The sequence below is a fragment of the Lysobacter sp. ESA13C genome, from assembly GCF_019970005.1.
Taxonomy (GTDB): domain Bacteria; phylum Pseudomonadota; class Gammaproteobacteria; order Xanthomonadales; family Xanthomonadaceae; genus Lysobacter; species Lysobacter antibioticus_B.
Map to the genome: position 1 here is coordinate 154,010 of NZ_JAHXYK010000005.1, position 19,566 is coordinate 173,575.

General features: G+C 67.5%; 17 protein-coding genes. 7 read left to right on the plus strand and 10 right to left on the minus strand.

Annotated elements, in window-relative coordinates:
- Window positions 1–50 precede the first annotated feature (50 nt).
- The gene (locus tag LC490_RS11960; RefSeq protein WP_031374170.1) at window positions 51–980 is read right to left on the minus strand and encodes a 5'-3' exonuclease H3TH domain-containing protein; all 930 of its coding nucleotides are present in this window, start codon (window positions 978–980) and stop codon (window positions 51–53) included.
- Between the two features lie 24 nt (window positions 981–1,004).
- On the minus strand, window positions 1,005–1,589 hold the full coding sequence (locus LC490_RS11965) for a nitroreductase (RefSeq protein WP_031374171.1): 585 nt from the start codon (window positions 1,587–1,589) through the stop codon (window positions 1,005–1,007).
- A 126-nt stretch (window positions 1,590–1,715) separates the two neighbouring features.
- On the opposite strand from LC490_RS11965, the gene LC490_RS11970 reads away from it, so the two are divergent.
- Entirely contained in the window at window positions 1,716–4,037 is a 2,322-nt protein-coding gene (locus tag LC490_RS11970; RefSeq protein WP_161786171.1) for a DUF1631 family protein, read from the plus strand.
- A gap of 197 nt (window positions 4,038–4,234) precedes the next feature.
- On the plus strand, window positions 4,235–5,353 hold the full coding sequence (locus LC490_RS11975) for an NAD(P) transhydrogenase subunit alpha (RefSeq protein WP_031374173.1): 1,119 nt from the start codon (window positions 4,235–4,237) through the stop codon (window positions 5,351–5,353).
- Window positions 5,354–6,306: 953 nt separating this feature from the next.
- Here the strand turns inward: LC490_RS11975 and LC490_RS11980 are convergent.
- The 3 genes from LC490_RS11980 to LC490_RS11990 form a co-directional block, all read right to left on the minus strand.
- A complete protein-coding gene (locus tag LC490_RS11980; protein ID WP_223620308.1) occupies window positions 6,307–6,783 on the minus strand; it encodes a DUF3106 domain-containing protein in 477 nt (158 codons plus the stop codon).
- Between the two features lie 5 nt (window positions 6,784–6,788).
- The gene (locus LC490_RS11985; RefSeq protein ID WP_223620309.1) at window positions 6,789–7,139 is read right to left on the minus strand and encodes a hypothetical protein; all 351 of its coding nucleotides are present in this window, start codon (window positions 7,137–7,139) and stop codon (window positions 6,789–6,791) included.
- Between the two features lie 77 nt (window positions 7,140–7,216).
- Window positions 7,217–7,771, minus strand: coding sequence for an RNA polymerase sigma factor (locus tag LC490_RS11990; RefSeq protein ID WP_051885452.1), 555 nt, complete (start codon window positions 7,769–7,771; stop codon window positions 7,217–7,219).
- A 265-nt stretch (window positions 7,772–8,036) separates the two neighbouring features.
- Here LC490_RS11990 and LC490_RS11995 point away from each other — a divergent pair, with 265 nt between their 5' ends.
- Window positions 8,037–8,342, plus strand: coding sequence for an NAD(P) transhydrogenase subunit alpha (locus LC490_RS11995; protein ID WP_031374252.1), 306 nt, complete (start codon window positions 8,037–8,039; stop codon window positions 8,340–8,342).
- Between the two features lie 127 nt (window positions 8,343–8,469).
- Entirely contained in the window at window positions 8,470–9,903 is a 1,434-nt protein-coding gene (locus LC490_RS12000; protein ID WP_223620310.1) for an NAD(P)(+) transhydrogenase (Re/Si-specific) subunit beta, read from the plus strand.
- Window positions 9,904–10,335: 432 nt separating this feature from the next.
- On the opposite strand, the gene LC490_RS12005 is transcribed toward LC490_RS12000, so the two are convergent.
- From LC490_RS12005 to LC490_RS12020, 4 genes are all read right to left on the minus strand, one after another.
- On the minus strand, window positions 10,336–10,506 hold the full coding sequence (locus LC490_RS12005; protein ID WP_223620311.1) for a hypothetical protein: 171 nt from the start codon (window positions 10,504–10,506) through the stop codon (window positions 10,336–10,338).
- Between the two features lie 130 nt (window positions 10,507–10,636).
- Window positions 10,637–11,254 (minus strand): cytochrome P460 family protein, encoded by a 618-nt coding sequence (locus LC490_RS12010; RefSeq protein ID WP_223620312.1) that lies wholly within the window; start codon window positions 11,252–11,254, stop codon window positions 10,637–10,639.
- Window positions 11,217–11,723, minus strand: a complete 507-nt coding sequence (locus LC490_RS12015; RefSeq protein ID WP_223620313.1) for a hypothetical protein — start codon at window positions 11,721–11,723, stop codon at window positions 11,217–11,219. The genes LC490_RS12010 and LC490_RS12015 overlap by 38 nt, the downstream gene beginning before the upstream one ends.
- Window positions 11,724–11,829: 106 nt before the next feature.
- Entirely contained in the window at window positions 11,830–12,729 is a 900-nt protein-coding gene (locus LC490_RS12020; protein WP_223620314.1) for an AraC family transcriptional regulator, read from the minus strand.
- A 283-nt stretch (window positions 12,730–13,012) separates the two neighbouring features.
- Here LC490_RS12020 and LC490_RS12025 point away from each other — a divergent pair, with 283 nt between their 5' ends.
- On the plus strand, window positions 13,013–14,464 hold the full coding sequence (locus LC490_RS12025; RefSeq protein WP_223620315.1) for a PLP-dependent aminotransferase family protein: 1,452 nt from the start codon (window positions 13,013–13,015) through the stop codon (window positions 14,462–14,464).
- Between the two features lie 1,456 nt (window positions 14,465–15,920).
- Here LC490_RS12025 and LC490_RS12030 read toward each other — a convergent pair.
- Window positions 15,921–16,373, minus strand: coding sequence for a hypothetical protein (locus LC490_RS12030; RefSeq protein ID WP_223620316.1), 453 nt, complete (start codon window positions 16,371–16,373; stop codon window positions 15,921–15,923).
- Between the two features lie 101 nt (window positions 16,374–16,474).
- Here LC490_RS12030 and sufT point away from each other — a divergent pair, with 101 nt between their 5' ends.
- Window positions 16,475–17,026, plus strand: a complete 552-nt coding sequence (gene sufT / locus LC490_RS12035) for a putative Fe-S cluster assembly protein SufT (RefSeq protein ID WP_223620317.1) — start codon at window positions 16,475–16,477, stop codon at window positions 17,024–17,026.
- Between the two features lie 452 nt (window positions 17,027–17,478).
- Window positions 17,479–19,242 (plus strand): S8 family serine peptidase, encoded by a 1,764-nt coding sequence (locus tag LC490_RS12040; protein WP_223620492.1) that lies wholly within the window; start codon window positions 17,479–17,481, stop codon window positions 19,240–19,242.
- Window positions 19,243–19,566 lie beyond the last annotated feature (324 nt).

Below are 19,566 nucleotides of genomic sequence, written 5' to 3' on the forward strand. Positions count from 1 at the left end.
ATTGCGTTCCTCGCGTCATCGCATCGCAGTCTTGTTGCAAGAGAAGGATGCTACGACGGAACCTGTGACGTCGCGAAGTCGAGTCCGACCGCTTCGTGCAGGCGGCGGCGGGTCATCGGCCCGAAACGCAGGCGATCGCACAGTTCCAGCAGACCGGCGGCGTCGGCTTGGCCGCGCACGAAGTGGCCGCTGCTGTCGCCGAGCGGCGCGTCGACCGCGATCGTGGTCAGTTGCCGGCACAGCAGGGCCTGGGCGCGGTGCTCGCGCAGGCGCGCGGCCGCGCTGGCGGCGCCGCGCACGCGCAGGAACGGGACTTCCTCGACGCGCGCCAGCAAGGCATCGAGGGTGTCGAAGTGGCCGAGCAGGGCGGCCGCGGTCTTGGCGCCGATGCCGGGCACACCGGGGATGTTGTCGACCGCATCGCCGGTCAGGGCCAGATAATCGGCGATCTGTCGCGCGAGCACGCCGTGCCGCGCCGGCACGCCCTCGGCGGTCCAGCGCTGGCCGCGGGCGAAGTCCCACTGCTCGTCGTGGCCGTCGAGCAACTGCGACAGGTCCTTGTCGGCCGAGACGATCACGCCGCGGTAGCCGTGTGCGCGCATGGTCGCCAGCGCGCTGCCGATCAGGTCGTCGGCTTCGTATTCGACATGGGCCAGCACCGGCAGGCCGAGCGCGCTGCACAAGGCTTTGCAGTGGCCGAACTGGCGCCGCAGCGCTTCCGGCGCCGGATCGCGGTTGGCCTTGTAGGCCGGGTACAGCGCATTGCGGAAGCACGAGTCCAGGGCTTCGTCGAAGGCGATGGCGATGTGGCGCGGCCGCTCGCGTTCGATCAGCTCGAGCAGGAAGCGGGCGAAGCCGTGGACGGCGTTGGTCGGCCAGCCCTCGGCGTCCTGGAACTCGTCCGGGATCGAATGCCAGGCGCGAAAGACGTAGAGGCTGGCGTCGACCAGATAAAGCGGAGTGCGCGGTGCGGTAGTCATGGCGTCATTCAAACACGCGGCCGCTCAGGCCGGCGACCAGATCTGGGTCAGGTCGGCCGGGTCCGGGCGGTCGCGCTCGGGCGCTTCGAGCTTGGGCGTGCCGATATGGATGAAACCGGTGATGCGTTCCTCGGCGGCCAGGCCTAGCCAGTGCTTGACCTGCTCGTCGTAGGCCGGCCAGCCGGTCAGCCAGACCGCGCCGAAGCCGAAGGCCTGCGCGGCCTGCAGCAGGGCGAAGCAGACGCAGCCGGCGGTGAGGGTGCGCTCGAACTCGGGGATCTTTTCATCCGGGCCCAGCTTGGCGATCACCGCGACGATTATCGGTGCGTGAGAAAAGCGTGTGCGATCCTTCTCTACGGCGCTGGGACCGGCCTCGGGAAACAGTTCGATGCCGCGTGCGGCGACGCGTTCGCCGAGCACGTGGCGGTCGTCGCCGCGCAGGACCAGGAAGCGGAAGGGCACGCGCTTGCCGTGGTCGGGTACGCGCACAGCGGACTGCAACATACGCTGAAGCGTCGATTCGTCCGGTCCAGGGGCGGAAAGTTGCTTCGCCGGCACCGAACGTCGGTTATCTAGCGCGCGCAGCAAGTCGAGATCATTGGGTTGCATGGAAGACAAATTGACTCCTGTCACAAAAATGAACGGCGAAGCATTAATGGACGCATCTTGGCACTATCCTGCAGAGGTAGTCGGAAACCGACGCGCTTGCGTCAAGCATCCAGGGGAACTTCGTTAGTGTCCGGTCATTTGCACGGCGTCGCTCAGACCACGCGCACCGACCCGTCGCGCGTGCTCGAAGAAATCAAACGACAGACGCTCGAGCAACTCGGGGGGCTGCCCGGCACCCTGTACGCACCGATCGAAGAAGCCCTCAAGGCCGAGTCGCTGAAGGGCGACGGCCGCAATCACCAATACGAAGACCAGGCCGCATTGTGGGTCCTGCGCCAGCAGCAGGCCAGCCATGTCATGGCGTTTCGGCAGCAGGTCGGGCTCGGTTTCGAGGCCTTCCGTGCGCCGGCCTCGGCGGTCGGCGGGCTCGGCGGTTCGCCGCTGCAACTGGTCGGCGAGCAGCAACTGGCTTTCGACCTCGACGGCGAGCGCCTGACCGAATCGCTGGAGCAGCGCTATCTGCGCCCGCTGGAGATGCTGCAGGGGCGGCTGAAGATGTTGTCGGCCTCGATCGGCTCGCCGACCGGCATCAACCCCTTCGGCCCGTACCGGCTGGTCAAGGCCTTCATCTCGGTCTACGCCGAAACCCAGGTGACCGAGAGCCTGCGGCTCCGCCTGTTCCGCGAGTACGAACACGAACTCGCGCGGCTGCTCGGCGATCTCTACGGCCGTATCAATAACTTGTTGGCGACCGCGGGTTACGGCGTCGGTCTCGGCAACATGGCGCCCGGCGCGCCGGTACGCGCGGCCGAAGAACGGCGCGAGCGCAACACGCTCGACGACGTATTCGACACCGTGCCTCATCGCGAGTCTTCGACGCCTATGCACGATTACAACGCCGCGATGGGCGGCTACGGCGGCGAAAGCCACGCCGCTCACGGCCAGCCGGGCGGAGCGCGCGCGCCGAACTACGGCGGCCACGATCCGTCGCAGCCGGTCTCGCAGGCCGACGTCGCGGCGATGGCGAACGAACTGGCCGAATTGCGTTCGCAGCTGCACGCCTGGCGCGAAGGCCTGGTCAAGGCCGGCGGGTTGCCGCCCGCGCACATGCCGCAGCGCTCGATGGCGCCGCGGCGCGAGTTGCGCGTCGACGAAGTCGTCGGCATGGCCTCGCTGCTGCAGCCCGAGCCGCCGGACGCCTATGCCCGTGCGCTGGCGGTGTCCGGACGCCTCGGCGAGACCATCCGCGACCAGCTCTACGACGGCGCGCGCCGGCTCGGCTTCAATCCCGACCAGACCTGCTTCAGCGCCGAGGAAGACGACGCGATCGACCTGGTCGCGCTGTTGTTCGACTCGCTGTTCCGCAACCACGCCCTGCAGGACCGCGCGCGCCGCGTCTATGCGCGCCTGGTCATGCCTTATGTAAAGGTCGCGCTGACCGACAACGAGGTGTTCGTCAAACGCGAACACCCGGCGCGGCGCCTGCTCGATGCGATCACCGAAGCCTGCGAAGGCAACGACGGCGAGACGCCGCAGGACCGCGATCTGCTCGAACGTGCCTCGTCGATTTCGCAGCGTATCGTCTCCGACTACAACGAAGACCTCGCGGTGTTCGAGTTGGCCCACGCCGAACTCGACGCCTTGCTGGCCCAGCACCGGCGCCGCATCGAATTGCAGGAACAGCGTGCGGCCAAGGCCACCTACGGGCGCGAGCGCCTCGGTGCGGCGCGCGGCCAGGCCGATGCGGCGGTGCGCGAACGCATCGGCGAAGCGCGCCTGACCCAGGCGGTCGCCGATTTCCTCGCCACACCCTGGCGCCATCACATGGTCCAGGTGCTGTTGCGCGAGAACGAAGATCCCAAGCGCCGCGCGCAGGCGCTGGCGCTCGGCGATGCCCTGGTGATGGCCGATCGCCTCGCCGCCGAGAACCGCGGCCGCGAACTGGCCGACCAGTTGCTCGCGCTGCAGCCGATCATCGTGCAGTGCCTGGCGAGTTCCGGCCTGGACGACAGCGCCGCCCAGCACGGCATGGCCGGCCTGGTGCGCGCCCTGGTCACGCCGGACATCGAACGCGCCGAGCACCCCTTGCCGAGTTCGGCCGAGGTCGAGGAAGACGTCGCCGAGGAACGCCGCCTCTATCTCGCTGCCGGCACCACCTCGGCCAATCACGACCCCTTGCTGGCCGAACGCATGCGCCAGCTCGAACCCGGCGACTGGTTGCGGCTGACCAACACCCAGGGCGAGACTATCGCGGTCAAGGTCGCCTGGAGCAGCCCGCTGACCTCGCGCTTCCTGCTGGTCAACCGCCGCGGCGTACGCGCGCTGGTCGCCTCGGCGGAGGAGCTGGCGACGCTGGCCTCCGCCGGTCGCCTCGTGGTCGGCGCCGAGCGCACCGCGTTCGATGAGGCCATGCGCCAGGTGCGCCGGCACCTGGACCGGGTGATCTGAGGCGAGCGGCCGTACCGGCCGACCGTTGCAGCGTCTTTACCCCGACCCGCCGCAAGGCGGGTTTCGCATTCCTGGTTCGCCGAGCACATTCGATCCGGGTGTTGGATCCGGGCATTGGGTCCGGTTGCGGGGCCACCGAGATCGCACGGCCGCCGGTCATTCCGCTACGATGCGGCGAACGGGGCACGGAGCGAAGCATGTCGGGCATTACGATTGGCGTTGCGAGCGAGACGGCGGTAGGCGAGAAGCGCGTGGCGCTGACGCCGGAAACCTGCAAGAAACTGGTCGCCCGAGGTGCGCGCGTGCGCATCGAGCGCGGCGCCGGACGTGCCGCCAGCTTCACCGACGAAGCCTATGTCCAGGCCGGTGCGGAACTGGCCGACGATGCCGCCGCGGCGCTGGGCCAGGCCGATGTGGTGCTGTGCGTGCAGTCGCCCGATCCGGCCCGGTTGAGCGCTTTGCGCGAAGGCGCGGCCCTGGTCGGCTTGCTGGCGCCGCAGGCCGACGCCGCCCGCGGCGAGGCGATCGTCGCTCACCGCCTGCAGGCCTTTCCGCTCGAACGTCTGCCGCGCACCACGCGCGCGCAGGCCATGGACGTGCTGAGCTCGCAGGCCGGCATGGCCGGCTACAAGGCGGTATTGATCGCCGGCCAACTGGCGCCGCGCTTCTTCCCGATGCTGACCACCGCAGCCGGCACGATCCGGCCTTCGAAGGTGCTGATCGTCGGCGCCGGCGTCGCCGGACTGCAGGCGATCGCCACGGCCAAGCGCCTCGGCGCCCAGGTCGAAGGCTTCGACGTGCGCCCGGAAACGCGCGAGCAGATCGAATCGCTGGGCGGCAAGTTCCTCGATCTCGGCGTCAGCGCCGCGGGCGAGGGCGGTTATGCGCGCCAGCTCACCGACGAGGAGCGCGCCGAACAGCAGCGCCGCCTCGGCGAGCATCTCAAGAACATCGACGTGATCGTATGCACCGCCGCGGTGCCCGGGCGCCCGGCGCCGAAGATCGTGACCGCAACGATGATCGCCGGCATGAAGCCGGGCAGCGTGCTGGTCGACCTGGCCGCCGAAACCGGCGGCAACTGCGAGCTGACGCGGCCGGGCGAAACCATCGACGTCAACGGCGTCACCATCGCCGGCCCTTTGAACCTCGCCAGCAGCGGCGCGGTGCATGCCAGCGAGATGTACGCGCGCAACGTATTCAATTTCGTCAGTCTGTTCGTCAACGACGGTGCGGTGAACTACGACTGGAACGACGAATTGTTGGCGAAGACCGTATGGCCGGAGCGTCCGGCGGCTGCGGCGACCGCGGCGGCGTAAAACCGTCGCCGGTCCGAACCGGCGGCCCTCTCTGTAGGAACGTCGCGAATTCTTCCCCTGTAGGAGCGGCGTGAGCCGCGACTGCGGGACGCGCAGCGGTTGCATCGCTGTGGTCATCCGTCGAAGCCGCGTGCTTTCGCGATTAGGGTAGGAGCGGCGCGAGCCGCGACCGCGTCGTTTCGGTCTCGCGGTGTATCGCTCAAGCAACATCAAGATCAGACGCCAAAAGCTTCCGCCACTAAAGCGGCGGGTTACTTTCTTTTGTCATAAGCAACAAAAGAAAGCTAACCAAAGAAGTTGCTTTTCTTTGAATCAAGGGCCGGCACGAGCGATGCCGACGCGGGGCTCTACATACGGGACATCCCTGTCCCGATGAAAAACGGCGCGCATCCTTGCGCGCCGCCCTTCGGGTCTTCTATTGCCTTCGCGAGTGCTCGGCGACGCACAGCCAAAGGAAGAGGCAGAGCATCGGATCGAAGTGGCTTCAACAGATTTTCGTCAGCCGAGATTCGCGGTCGCGGCTCGCGCCGCTCCTACCCAAGAGCGACCGCGTTGCCGTTGCCTTGATGCGCTTGGCGCAGTACCGAGCTAGCGAGAACACACGTAGACCCGGAGGGCGGCGCACAGGACGTGCGGCGTTTTTCGATAGGACAAGGATGTCCTATCGAAAAATCCCGGCGCCGGCATCGCACTCGTGGCCTGTGCCCTTGCAAGGAAAGCCCTTTTCTTTGGTTAGCTTTCTTTTGGGCTTAGCAAAAGAAAGTAACCCGGCCGCGTTAGCGGACGGAAGCTTTGCGGTTGCTTGAGAGATACGACGCAAGACCGTCATAGCGCGGTCGCGACTTACGTCGCTCCTACATGAGGCTATGGAACGCAGCGAAGCGAGATTGAGGGCGCGCGGTCGCGGCTTGCGCCGCTCCTGCATGGCGCGCGGCACTGGGCGCGCCGCGTCCTCAATCGCGCGGCGGATGCGGCCGGTCCGGCTTCGGCGGCGCCGGGTTGGCCTGGGCCCAGGCGCGGCGCTGTTCCGGGGTCATCGCGCGCCACTTGGTCATGAGGGCGCGCCGGCCTTCGTCGTCGAGGCCGCGCATCTTGGCGTACAGGGCGCGCATCTGGCCGCGATCCTCCGGGCTCATGTGCTCCCAGCGCTTCATGCCACGGCGCGCGTTCTTGCGCTCTTCCGGGGTCATCTGCTGCCAGCGGCGGGCGTGCTCGAACATGCGCTGGCGCTCGTCGGGCGAGTTGTTCCAGCGGTCGCGCATCGGTGCGATCAGTTGCTCGCGCTGAGCCTGGGTCAGTTGCTCCCAGGCCGGCAGCGGCGCGTTCGTGCGGCCGGCGGCCGGCGGATCGCCGGCGAAGACCGGGGCGGCGGCGAGCAGGGCCAGGGCAGCGAGGACCAAGCCGAGGCGGCGGAAGGGGAAGGTGCGCATGGCGCTTACTCCGAGGGATTCGGCAGGGCGTCGCCGTTGGACGCCAGCCACAGGTAAAGGTCGGGATTCTCGTCGAGTGCGGCGACCGCGGTGTCGGGGTCGTAGGCCGCGTCGACCGCCGCGGCGCTGGCCACGGCCGGCGCCGATTCGGGCACGGCCGGCGCACCGCCGTTGCCGCCGACGAACTGCAGGCCCAGGACGAGCGCAAACGCGGCCACGCCGCCGCTGGCCAGGGCCCAGCCGAGCACGCCGGAGCGGCGCACCGGCGCGGCCGCGGCCTCGCTGCGGATCGTGCGCAGGCGCGCGCGGGTCTGCGGGGTGACCTGCTCGACGGCACGTGTGTGCAGGGCGCGCATGGCCTGATCGAAGCGCTGGTCGCGGTCCGCGGCAAGGTGAAGCTGAGGGCCCGGTCCGGGCCGTTCGTTCGGGGTCGTCATCGCCATTCCTCCAATTGCCGCTGCAGGGCTTCGCGCGCGCGCGACAGATGGGTTTTCACCGCGCCTTCGCTGCAACCCATCGCCCGCGCGGTCGTGGCGACGTCGAGTTCTTCCAGGATCCGCAGGCTGAAGGCCTCGCGTTGCCTGCGCGGCAGCTTGGCCAGCGCATCGCTCAGACGCGCATAGGCTTCGCGGCCGTCGTGGGTGCGCTGCGGGTCGGGGCCGTCGTCGGCCCAGTCCAGCGGCGCGTCGTCTTCGCGCGGGGCCGGCGCCAGCCAGCGCAGGCGGAAGGTCCGCCGGCGCTGGATGTCGACGATCCGGCTGCGCAGGATGCTCCAGAACAGCGGGGTCCATTCCGGCGCCGGGCGCTCGCGATAGGCCAGCATCTTCATCATCGCGTCCTGGACCGCGTCGAGCGCGTCCTCGCGGTGGCGCAGGCCGAGCTCGGCGAAGCGGAACGCCCGCGTGCCCAGGCCGGCCAGGAAGGCCTCGATGGTCGCCGGCAGGCGCACGGTCGGCTCCGGCGGCCCGTCCTCGGGCAGCGGCGGCATGTCCTGGGCCCGCGGATCGGCATCGATGCTCACGGTCTCCAGCATACGGGCGCCTGGCGGTTGCAGCACCTGGACGGCTCCTTAGTGTGCTGCGGCCGGGGGGCGCGCGCTGCGGTCGGGCGGGGTCGGCATGGGGGTTCCTGTGCGGTGGAATGTGCACCGTCTACGGAATCTGACAACGCCCCGGCATCGGATCGGTTGACAACGCTGGCGCCGCATTCACGGCCGGTTATGATGCGGCAGACATCGCATGGGGAAAGAACGGATGAGCGACGGGTTCGTGGCGCTGTACATCTTCATGCTGGCGGGTATCGCCGGCCACGTAATCATCTCGCGGGTGCCGGTGATCCTGCACACACCGCTGATGTCGGGTTCCAACTTCATCCACGGCATCGTCCTGATCGGCGCGATCATCGTGCTAGGGCATGCCGAGACCACCCTGGAGAAAGCCATCGGCTTCGTCGCCGTGCTGCTCGGCGCCGGCAACGCCGCCGGCGGCTACGTGGTGACCGAACGCATGCTGGAGATGTTCAAGTCCAGCAAGAAGCCGGCCGGCAAGGGAGGCGCCTGATGGTCCTCGCCATTCCCGCCGGGCCGCAGCGCCTGCCGTCGTTTCCGTTTTCCTCGTCGCCGGGCACGCGCTGCCGGGCCGGGTCCTGCCGTTCCGGCAATGGTCGTTTCATGAAGCGGGCGGTCCGATGAACCTGATGCTGATCCTGGTCAAGTGCAGTTACCTCGTCGCCGCCACCCTGTTCCTGCTGGGCCTGCAGCGCATGGCCTCGCCGGTCACCGCGCGCAGCGGCATCCGCTGGGCCGGCGCGGGCATGGTCATCGCGACCGTGGCGACCTTCTTCCTGCCCGGCCTGCACAACATGGGCCTGATCCTGCTCGCGGTCGGCATCGGCACCGGGCTGGCCTGGGTGTCGGGCAAGAAAGTCGCGATCACCGACATGCCGCAGATGGTCGCGCTGTACAACGGCATGGGCGGCGGCTCGGCGGCGGCGATCGGCGCGGTGGAGCTGTTGCGTCTGTCGGCGCGGCTGCCGGCCGATCCCTTGCAGGCGCAGATCGAGCGCGGCGTCATCGACATGCAGACGCCGAACATCGCCCTGGTGTTGGCGGTCGTCGGCGCAGCGATCGGCGCGGTGTCGCTGTCGGGTTCGGTGATCGCCTGGGCCAAGCTCGACGGGCGCCTGGACAAGCGCGTGGTGTTCCCCGGCCAGCAGCTCTTCAACGGACTGGTCGCCTTGGCGATGGTGGTGTGCGGCATCGCCGCGGTGATGACCCTCAACGTGCCGGTGATCATCGCCTTCTTCGTCCTGGCCTTGTTGCTCGGCGTGCTGATGACGCTGCCGATCGGCGGCGCCGACATGCCGGTGGTGATCTCGCTCTATAACGCCTTCACCGGCTTGGCCGTGGCCTTCGAGGGTTACGTGCTCGGCAACGAAGCGCTGATCATTGCCGGCACCATGGTCGGCGCGGCCGGCATGTTGCTGACGCGTTTGATGGCTAAGGCGATGAATCGCCCGATCAGCGGCGTGTTGTTCTCCAACTTCGGCGGCGGTGGCCAAGCGCAGGAAATCAGCGGCACCCAGAAGCCGATCGAAGCCGGCGACGTCGCCGCGATGATGGCCTTCGCCGAACGCGTGGTGATCGTGCCGGGCTATGGCCTGGCGGTGGCGCAGGCGCAGCACAAGATCTGGGAGCTGACCCAGAAGCTGACCGAGCGCGGGGTCAAGGTGAAGTTCGCGATCCATCCGGTCGCCGGGCGCATGCCGGGCCACATGAACGTGCTGCTGGCCGAGGCCGGCGTGCCTTACGACATGATCGCCGACATGGACGACATCAACCCCGAGTTCGCCAACACCGACGTGTCGTTGGTGATCGGCGCCAACGACGTGGTCAACCCGGTCGCCAAGACCGACCCGTCCTCGCCGATCTACGGCATGCCGATTCTCGACGTGGTCAATTCCAAGAACACCATCGTGATCAAGCGCGGCAAGGGCACGGGTTTTGCGGGCATCGAGAACGCGCTGTTCTATGCGGACAACACCCGCATGCTGTACGGCGACGGTGCGGAGATGGCCAGCGCGCTGGTCTCGGAGCTGAAGGCGCTCGACGGCGGGCATTGAGCTTGCCGGTACGGGGGCGGAGCGCGCTGCGTGCTTCCTGCCCCTGTAGGAGCGGCGTCCTGCTGGATTTCCTTCGGTCATAAGTCGCGACCGCGGGACGCGCAGAAGCCGCAATGCCGAACTCATCTGCCGAGGCGGCGTGCTGTCGCAGGGTAGGAGCGGCGCAAGCCGCGACCAAGGGACGCGCAGAAACATCAACGCCGACGTCGCTCATCGAAAGCAGCGTGCCGTCGCGGGGGTAGGAGCGGCGCGAGCCGCGACCGCGCTGTTTCGGTCTCGCTGCGTATCGCTCCCGCAAGATCTAGATCAGGATCAAACGCCAAAAGCTTCCGCCACTAAAGCGGCGGGTTACTTTCTTTTGTCATAAGCAACAAAAGTCCGTCTGGATTCCCTTCGGTCAAAGGTAACCAAAGAAAAATGCTTCTCTTTGAATCACAGGCCCGCACGCTCGATGCAGACGCAGGGATTTTTCATACGGGACATCCTTGTCCCGATGAAAAACGGCCCGCATCCATGCGGGCCGCCCTCCGGGTCTTCTTTAGCCTTCGTTAGTGCGAGACGACGCACAGCAACAGCCAAAGCCATGGTCATGGTCATGGTCATGGTCGGAGCCAGGATCAGGGCGCAGAGATAGCCGCGAAATCAAGGCTGAAATGGCAGGTGTCGCACGAGATTGAACTGCGCAACAGCCGGTTTCGATGCGTGCAACGACTCCAGGGCGCCGCTGTCAGTCTCACTGAGCCGGCGCAGCCTCCAGCGCCGAATCCTCGCGCCAGCGGCTGAACACCTGGTCGTTCTGCTTCTGGCTGGCATGACAGGCGGCGCAACCGTCGCGCTGCGCCGTGCGCAGGCGGTCGCGGCGCTCGCCGGCGGCGAATTCGGCATAGCCCCAGCCGCCGGTCGCGGCGAAGCGCGCGCTGTCCTTGACCATCACGTCGATATGCCGGCGCGGGCCCTGGTCGATGGTGGCGTCGCCTTTGTCGGTAGCCTCGAACAGGTCGTAGACCAGCACCGAGCCGTCGGCAAAACGCCCGCTGCGGTAGCCGTCGAGCGCGGTGGCGTTGGCGTAGATGTGATGCAGGCCGCCGAAGCGTGCGTAGGCGGCGTGGCCGGGGTTGATCAGGCCGCTCTTGATGTGGGTCCAGCGCGAATAGCCGACCGGGAAGGGCAGCGTCTGCGTGTCGGCAGCCACGGCCGCTGCGGTGGCGCGGGGCGGATCGGCTGTGGCGAATCCGCCGGCGGCCAGCACGCCGCTCGCCGTTGCTAGCGCGACCGCGCCGAACCACCGCGCCGTGCGCTTGCGGCGCGAAGCTTCAACGGCCACGTGCGGCACCGCCGGGTCGTAATGCATGGCCCACGCACCAGGCGATCGGCCAGGCCACGAAGCACACGTGCACCAGAATGCTGAGCACGATCCACAGCACGTCCTTCGGGATGCCGCCGCCACCGGCGCGCGACAGCGGCACGACGATGAAATTCATCGCCACGAACAGCCACAGGCCGTACAGGGTCGCCGACAGCCACGGCCGCCGCAGCATCCAGGCCAGTTTGGTCGCCGCGTAGGCGTACACCGCGGCCATGATCAGGGCGATCAGATAGTGCAGGGCGAGCCCGAGCGCGGCGGTCGAAGCGCCGCCGGCCAGTGCGGCTTCGCGCCCGATCAGGCCGGAGGCGACGCTGTGCAGGATGCGTTGCGCCGGCACGCCTGCGGTGATGCCCCAGTAGCCGATGGCGTAGGCGATGTCGAGCGTCGCTGCGATCAGGCCGCCGATCACGGTCCATAGCGGCAGCGATCGCGCACTGCGGTTGACATAGGTCATTGCGGAGGTCCTGGAGAAAGCAGCGAGGAAGTGCAGCGAAGCGGTGCGGTGAAGCGTAGCGAGAGGTGCGGTGCAACATCGAAGCCGCTGCGCCGCGTGGCGCGTTTCAGGCGGCGCAGGTGGCCGCGCGCACGAGCTGCCGGTCGAGGCGCCGTGCCTGGGTGGCGGTAAGGCCGAACGAATTCTTGAACGCGCGGCAGAACGCGCTCTGGCTTTCGAAACCCAGGGCCTCGGTGATCTCGCACACCGGCATGCGGGTTTCGCGGACCATGCGCCAGGCGCGGTCCGAACGCAGGCGCGAGGCGAATTCGGTCGGCGTCTCGTCGAATACTTCGCGGTAGATCCGGATCAAGTGGCAGGGCGAGTAGTTGGCGCTGCGCGCAAGCCGGTTGAGATCGAGGCGGATCTCCGGATGGCGCCGGATCAGGTGCTGCACCCGCAGCAGCCGCAGCAAGGTCTGCTGGCGTCGGCGCTGGGTGCGGCCGCTGCAACGCGGCAACCGCGTCTGCAGATCGCGCTGCTGATCGATCAACAAGGCGCACAGGGTGCGCAACAGGGCGTCGCCGTTGTCGCCCAGCGTGCCCAGCGCGGTCGGTTGAGCGGCCAGCCGCGCCAGTCGCACCATCAAGCGTTGCGCATCGCGCGGCGCCGGGCCTTCCCAGGGGAACAGTTCCTCGCTGGTGTTGTCGGCGCTGGTCTGCAGATAGCCGCGCCAGGCGGTGTCCGGGCCGCACAGGCACAGCCACCAGCACGGCAGGCGTGCGCTGGTGCGCAGGCGGCCGTCGCGCCAGATCTGCAGGTGGCCGGGCTCCAACTCCCACATGCTGTCGGCGGCTTCCAGGCGCAGCGGTCCGCGCAGCGGCAGCCACAACGACAGCCAGCCGGCCGGCAGGTCGAGCTGGACGGCGCGTCCGGAGGCTCGGACCAGGTGCAGGGTCGGCCGTGCGGCCGACTGCGAAAGATCGAGATGCTCGGCGAAATGAATCCGGTGATGTTGCAAGTTCATGCGACCCTCGTCCGGTAGGCGTGGCGGGCAGGCGCCACGTTCGTTGGCTCCTAAGCTAGCCATCCTGGGCCGTCATCTGGAGGGCCAATAATCCCGGCTTCGAAGGAGCCAATCGGCTTCGTCCCGCGGCGAGCGCGACCGTGGTCACGAAACGCGTTGCGCCCCGGTTGTCATGCGCATGTGCCGACTTAGACCAAGTCGCTGATCGGCCCTCGCAACTCGCCCATTGGCTTGGCAATATCGATGACACAGGCGGCCCGAGGGGGCCAATCCGGAGCCGCGAATGTACCTGCCGCTCGATGGCCGAGGACCGTTGCATGGGCAATTGGTCCGGTCGCTCAAGGACGCGGTGATGACCGGGCGGCTGCCGTCCGGGCTGCGTTTCCCACCGACCCGGCTGCTGGCCCAGCAGTTGGGGGTATCGCGCAACACCGTGCTGGCCGCCTACGAGCAATTGCGCGCCGAAGGCTTCATGCAGGCGCGGGTCGGCTCCGGCAGCTATGTCGCCATGCCCGGCGCGCCGATGCAGCCGCGCTCCGAGCCGCCGCAGCGGGTGGCGCCGCAAAGCGCCTATGCCCGGCGCCTGCGCCGCTATCACGACCACGCCCACATGCCCGGCCGGCGCGTGCCCGGCGCCTTGCACAGCTTCCAGTACGGCGTGCCGTTCACCAATCCGCTGCTGACCTCGGCCTGGGCGCGGGCGCTGTCGCATGCGGCGGTCTACACCCAGCCCCATTACCCGACTGCGCAGGGCCTGCCGGCCTTGCGCGTGGCGGTCTGCGAATACCTGTCCTTGCGCCGCGGCGTGCATGCGCGGCCGGAGGACATCGTGATCGTCACCGGCACCCAGCAAGCGGTCAGTCTGACCGCACGCGTGGTGTTGGACGAGGGCGACGAGGTGGTGATCGAAGAACCGCAGTACTTCGCCGTGCGCGAAGCCCTGCAGATCCACGGCGCGCGCCTGCTGCCGGTGCCGGTGGACAGCGAAGGCCTGTGCACCGATCGCCTGCCGGAACGGCCGCCGCGCCTGATCTGCGTGACGCCTTCGCACCAGTTCCCGACCGGCGCGCTGATGTCGCTGGCGCGCCGTCGCGCCTTGCTCGACTACGCCTGCCGCCACGATTGCTGGATCTTCGAAGACGACTACGACGGCGAATTCCGTTACGACGCCCAGCCGCATGCGGCCTTGTGCGGCCTCGACGACAGCCGTCGGGTGATCTACACCGGCACCTTCTCGAAAGTGCTGTTTCCTTCGTTGCGCCTGGGCTACATCGTCGCCCCGCCGGGTTTGCGCGACGACCTGATCAGCGCCAAGTGGGTCGACGATTTCGGCTCCCCGGCGATCGAACAGGCCGCGCTTGCGCACTTCCTCGCCGATGGCGGCTTCGAACGCCACCTGCGCCGCACCGCGAAGACCCTCAAACAACGCCGTGACGCCTTGCTGGGTTCCCTGCGCCGCCTGGCCGGCGATGCCGTCGACATCGACGACTCCCACGCCGGCATGCACCTGGTGGTCTGGCTGCGCGGCCGCAACGTCGCCCAGGGCGAGGCCTTCATCGCCTTCGCCCAGAGCCGAGGCCTCGGCCTGTATTCGATCCTGCCGTACTACTTCGAGCCGCCCGCCCGCGCCGGCCTGTTGCTGGGTTTCGGCGCGATGTCGGTGGCGGAGATCGAGGAAGCGGCGCGGGTGTTCGCGTTGTGTTTGAGCGAGATGGATTGGGGGAGTGGGGGGTAGGGGAGTGGTCGCCAGGTTCGACGATGTGGTTGCATCCGCCGTCGTTCGCGCATTGTCTTGCCCCTTGCCCCTTGCCCCTTGCCCCTTGCCCTTGCCCTTGCCCTTGCCCTTGCCCTTGCCCTTGCCCTTGCCCTTGCCTTGCCCTTGCTTTTTGTCTTTGCTGTGCGCCGCCAAGCACTCGCGAAGGCAATAGGAGACCCGGAGGGCGGCCTGCATGGATGCAGGCCGTTTTTCATCGGGACAAGGATGTCCCGTATGAAAAATCCCTGCGGAGGCATCGCTCGTGCGGGCCTGTGATTCAAAGCAAAAGCAACTTCTTTGGTGACTTTTGACCGAAGGGAATCCAGATGGACTTTTGTTGCTTTAGACAAAAGAAAGTTACCCGCCGCTTTAGTGGCGGAAGCTTTTAGCGTTTGATCTTGCCTCGCAAGAAGCCACAAGCCACAAGCAAGTGCAAAGCTTCCGTCCGCTACGCGGCCGGGTTACTTTCTTTTGCTAAGCCCAAAAGAAAAGTAACCAAAGAAAAGGGCTCTCCTTGCAAGGGCACAGGCCACGAGTGCGATGCTCGCGCCGGGATTTTCCGATAAGACGTCCCTGTCTTATCGGAAAACGCCGCACGTCCTGTGCGGCGCCCTCCGGGTCTACGGTTGCATCGCGAGCTCATCGCTGCGCCAAGCTTTCACGGCAACGGCAACGGCAACGGCAACGGCAACGGCAACGGCTCGGCTCGGCTTCTAAGGGTAGGAGCGGCGCGAGCCGCGACCGCGAACCTACGGCCGCCGGCGAGGGCGAGGGCGATCGTGGCTGCATGGTCGCGGCTTGTGACCGAAGGAAATCCAGTAAGACGCCGCTCCTACCCTTTGAATCGTCGTAGCTGCAGGATTGCTGTTGCTGTTGCTGTTGCTGTGCGCCGCAGAGCGCTCGCGAAGGCAATCGAAGACCCGGAGGGCGGCGCGCAGGGAGGCGCGCCGTTTTTCATCGGGACAGGGATGTCCCGTATGAAAAATATCCGCGTTGGCATCGCTCGTGCGGGCCTGTGATTCAAAGCAAAAGCATTTTTCTTTGGTGACTTTTGACCGAAGGGAATCCAGACGGACTTTTGTTGCTTTAGACAAAAGAAAGTTACCCGCCGCTTTAGTGGCGGAAGCTTTAGGCGTTTGATCCTGATCCTGCTTGAACGATGCACCGCGAGACCGAAACGGTGCGGTCGCGGCTCGCGCCGCTCCTACCCCCGCGACGGCACGCCGCTTTCGATGAACGACACCGGCGTTGATGTTTCTGCGCGTTCCTTGATCGCGGCTTGTGACCGAAGGAAATCCAGTAGGACGCCGCTCTTACCCCTGCGCAAGCGACAGGCTTCGATAGGTGTCGAGGGGCGTTGTTGTTTCTGCGCGTCCCGTGGTCGCGGCTTACGCCGCTCCTACAGGGGCAGAAACCCCTGCCCCAAACGCCAAGCTCAGCGCGAAGCCAGCACCGCCACCACCGCGGCCGCGGCCAGCCAGGCCAGGTCGGTGCCGGTGTTGGCTAGCTGGATCAGGGTCCAGGCGAAATGCGGCCCCAGCTTGGTCGCCGCCTCGAGCGGGTCGAGCCCGAGCATGGCGCCGACCTGGGACGAAGCGATGCCCCAGTTGGCCACCACCACGATCACCGCGGTCGCAGCCAGGCCCAGCGCCGCCCGGCGCGGGCCCGGGCGCCAGCCGCCCAGGCGCAGCATCCAGGCGATGTCGAGCGCCCCGAACACCGCCATCCAACTGAACTGATGGTCGTAGGCGACCGAAAACAACACCCAGAACGCCGCGAAACCGAAGGTGCCGAGCAACAGCAGCAGCCAGGAAAACGGGGTGATGCGGCGTTCGCGGCGATCGGCCGAGGCTGGGCTGCGCTGTTCGGTCGGGTGGGCGACGGTCATGGGCGGAACACTGTGGGCGGGGCAAGCCCTACAGCATAGCGGCCCCAGCCCGGTAGAATGGTGCGACTTGTGCTGCGGCACGGCATCCCCATCTTTCCGCCATGTATTCCCGCAGCAGCGAACCCGTCCGTTTCGAGCGCGATTGCGCCGTCGTCCTGGTGCCCCAGGGCGACCAGGTCACCTTGCCCGCGGGCAGCGTCGGCTATATCACCCAGGCCCTCGGCGGCAGTTACACCGTTTTCGTCGAAGGCAACCTGTTCCGCATCGCCGGCCGCGACGCCGATGCGATCGGCAAGGAGCCGCCGGAACCGCTGGAATTGCCCGAAGGCGCCGACGACGAAGCCGTCGAGCAACTGGTGTGGCGGCAGCTGCGCACCTGTTTCGACCCGGAGATCCCGATCAACGTGGTCGAGCTGGGCCTGGTCTACGAGGCCACCGTCAAGCACCGCGACGACGGCCAGCGCATGGTCGAGGTACGCATGACCCTGACCGCGCCGGCCTGCGGCATGGGCGACATCCTGGTCGACGACGTGCGCGCCAAGCTCGAGATGATCCCGACCGTGGCCGAGGCCGACGTCGAGCTGGTGTTCGACCCGCCGTGGAACCGCAACATGATGTCCGAGGCCGCCCGGCTCGAAACCGGCATGCTCTGAACGGAGCTGCGGCACCGCCGCTGCCGTTCGAACCGCGCGTCGCCGCCCTCCGCCGGCACGCCGCTTAGCGACCTGAACACGCTGAACCGACACGGCCGAGGGCTGTCGCCGGCATGCCTCGTCCTGTCTCTCGGCGAGGCCATTCATCGCGCCGCTGCGGCACCGGTGCGACGCGTTCATGTTTCCCACGGCGAAGCCGCATGCGCCCGCGCACTGTCGGAATGCGTGACAGAAGACACGTCCGGGACCCTGTTAATTGGCCCGCGCCGGCTTGAAGGCACATTTGTCCAGCGCTTAGCGTGATAACGCGGACCGGGTCATAGCGAGTCCGTACACAAACAGCGCGGACGCTGTCGCGGACGACTCAACATCGGTTCGAGGCAGACCACCGCGCGTTGACGCCGTCATTCGGCACTTCGTTTTTGGGGGTTCCATCCATGTCCGATCGTTCCATGCGCGCGATGCGCAAGCACGCGCTCGCCGCCGCCACCGTGACCGCGCTGTCCTGCGTTGCGATGTCCGCCTTCGCCGCCGATCGCATCAACCTCGCCGCCCTGGCCAATGAAAGCCAGGACGAATTCATCGTCAAATACCGCGACGGCAGCGCCCAGCGCAGCAACGCCGCCACCCTCGAGCGTTCGCTGAGCAGCGCCGCGACCGGTTTCGCCGGCAAGGGCAAGGCGCTCGGCCTCAAGCACCTGCGCCGCACCGCGCTCGGTTCGGACGTGGTCCGCGCCGGCCGCAAGCTCGACCGCGTCGAAGCCGAATCGCTGATGCGCCAGATCGCCGCCGACCCGAACGTCGAATACGTCGAGCCGAACGCGCGCATGTATCCGACCGCCACCCCGAACGACACCCGCTTCGGCGAGCAGTGGGGCTACACCGATGCCGACGCCGGCATCAACGCCACCACCGCCTGGGACATCAGCACCGGCACCGGCGTGGTCGTGGCCGTGATCGACACCGGCATCGTCAGCCACACCGACCTCAACGCCAACATCCTGCCCGGCTACGATTTCGTCAGCGACGCCACCGCCGCGCGCGACGGCAACGGCCGCGATTCCGATCCGAGCGATCAGGGCGACTGGTTCGTCGCCGGCGAGTGCGGCCGCACCTACAACAGCAATTCGAGCTGGCACGGCACCCACGTCGCCGGCACCGTCGCGGCGGTGACCAACAACGCCAAGGGCGTGGCCGGCACCGCGTACAACGCCAAGGTCGTACCGGTGCGCGTGCTCGCCAAGTGCGGCGGCAGCCTGGCCGACATCGCCGACGCCATCACCTGGGCCTCGGGCGGCACCGTTTCCGGCGTGCCGGCCAACGCCAACCCGGCCGAAGTCATCAACATGAGCCTCGGCGGTTCCGGCGCCTGCGGTTCGACCTACCAGGCCGCGATCAACGGCGCTGTCTCGCGCGGCACCACCGTCGTCGTCGCCGCCGGCAACAACAACGGCAATGCCGCCGATGCGCGTCCGGCCAACTGCACCGGCGTGATCACGGTCGGCGCGGTCGACAGCGCCGGTGCGCGTTCGGTGTGGAGCAGCACGCAGAAGTCGAACTACGGCGCGGTGGTCGACATCGCCGCCCCGGGTTCGAACATCCTGTCGACGCTCAACGCCGGCACCACCACCCCGGGCGCTGAGAGCTATGCGTCCTACGGCGGCACCTCGATGGCGACGCCGCACGTCGCCGGCGTGGTCGCGCTGCTGCAGGCCAAGGCGACGACGCCGAAGACCCCGGCCGAAATCGAAACCCTGCTCAAGAACACCGCGCGCGCTTTCCCGCAGACGCCGGACCAGCCGATCGGCGTGGGCATCGTCAACGCCAAGGCGGCGCTGGATGCGCTCGGCGGCACCCCGAACCCGGGCACGCAGACCTACAGCAACGGCACCGACTACAACATTCCGGACAACAACACGACCGGCGTGTCGAGCAGCATCGCGGTGTCGGGCCGCACCGGCAACGCGCCGAGCAACGCTTCGGTGACGGTCAACATCATCCACCCGTACAAGGGCGACCTGAAGGTCGACCTGATCGCGCCGGACGGTTCGGTTTACAACATCCATAACCGCAGCGGCGGCAGCGCCGACAACGTCAGCGGCACGTTCACGGTGAACCTGTCCAGCGAAGCGCTCAACGGCACCTGGAAGCTGCGCGCGGTCGATGCCGCAGCGGTCGACGTCGGCCGCATCGACACCTGGAGCATCACGTTCTGATGGCGGGCCGACGATCCGCATAGACCCAGGCGCAACACCGACCCCGGCTTCGGCCGGGGTCTTTTTTTGCCGCGTGGGGCAGGGCATCGGTTCGAACGAAAGCCCTGCGAACGGGCGATTCAGTGGCGCTGCGGGTGCGCTTCGACGTCCGGACGCGTGGTCGCTGAATGCGCAGTCGCTGAACGCGTGCCGGGTTGAAGCATGGCGGCTCGCAGCGGCGCAATGCGGGCTCGGCGTTGCGGATGGATCACCCGGGCATCGCGTCATCGCGGTGTCCAGGACGGCTCCCACGAAGATGTGTCCGGCGACACTTTTTCGCGCCTG

Bases quoted from the DNA above. Each gene is read 5' to 3' on its own strand.
- LC490_RS11965 (WP_031374171.1), bottom strand. From the start codon at position 1,589: ATGCAACCCAATGATCTCGACTTGCTGCGCGCGCTAGATAACCGACGT.
- LC490_RS12015 (WP_223620313.1), bottom strand. From the start codon at position 11,723: ATGACCTATGTCAACCGCAGTGCGCGATCGCTGCCGCTATGGACCGTG.
- LC490_RS11985 (WP_223620309.1), bottom strand. From the start codon at position 7,139: ATGCGCGCCCTGCACACACGTGCCGTCGAGCAGGTCACCCCGCAGACC.
- LC490_RS12040 (WP_223620492.1), top strand. From the start codon at position 17,479: ATGCGCGCGATGCGCAAGCACGCGCTCGCCGCCGCCACCGTGACCGCG.
- LC490_RS12025 (WP_223620315.1), top strand. From the start codon at position 13,013: ATGTACCTGCCGCTCGATGGCCGAGGACCGTTGCATGGGCAATTGGTC.
- LC490_RS11995 (WP_031374252.1), top strand. From the start codon at position 8,037: ATGAGCGACGGGTTCGTGGCGCTGTACATCTTCATGCTGGCGGGTATC.
- LC490_RS12020 (WP_223620314.1), bottom strand. From the start codon at position 12,729: ATGAACTTGCAACATCACCGGATTCATTTCGCCGAGCATCTCGATCTT.
- LC490_RS11975 (WP_031374173.1), top strand. From the start codon at position 4,235: ATGTCGGGCATTACGATTGGCGTTGCGAGCGAGACGGCGGTAGGCGAG.
- LC490_RS12010 (WP_223620312.1), bottom strand. From the start codon at position 11,254: ATGCATTACGACCCGGCGGTGCCGCACGTGGCCGTTGAAGCTTCGCGC.
- LC490_RS11980 (WP_223620308.1), bottom strand. From the start codon at position 6,783: ATGCGCACCTTCCCCTTCCGCCGCCTCGGCTTGGTCCTCGCTGCCCTG.
- LC490_RS12030 (WP_223620316.1), bottom strand. From the start codon at position 16,373: ATGACCGTCGCCCACCCGACCGAACAGCGCAGCCCAGCCTCGGCCGAT.
- sufT (WP_223620317.1), top strand. From the start codon at position 16,475: ATGTATTCCCGCAGCAGCGAACCCGTCCGTTTCGAGCGCGATTGCGCC.
- LC490_RS12005 (WP_223620311.1), bottom strand. From the start codon at position 10,506: ATGACCATGACCATGACCATGGCTTTGGCTGTTGCTGTGCGTCGTCTC.
- LC490_RS11990 (WP_051885452.1), bottom strand. From the start codon at position 7,771: ATGCCGCCGCTGCCCGAGGACGGGCCGCCGGAGCCGACCGTGCGCCTG.
- LC490_RS11960 (WP_031374170.1), bottom strand. From the start codon at position 980: ATGACTACCGCACCGCGCACTCCGCTTTATCTGGTCGACGCCAGCCTC.
- LC490_RS12000 (WP_223620310.1), top strand. From the start codon at position 8,470: ATGAACCTGATGCTGATCCTGGTCAAGTGCAGTTACCTCGTCGCCGCC.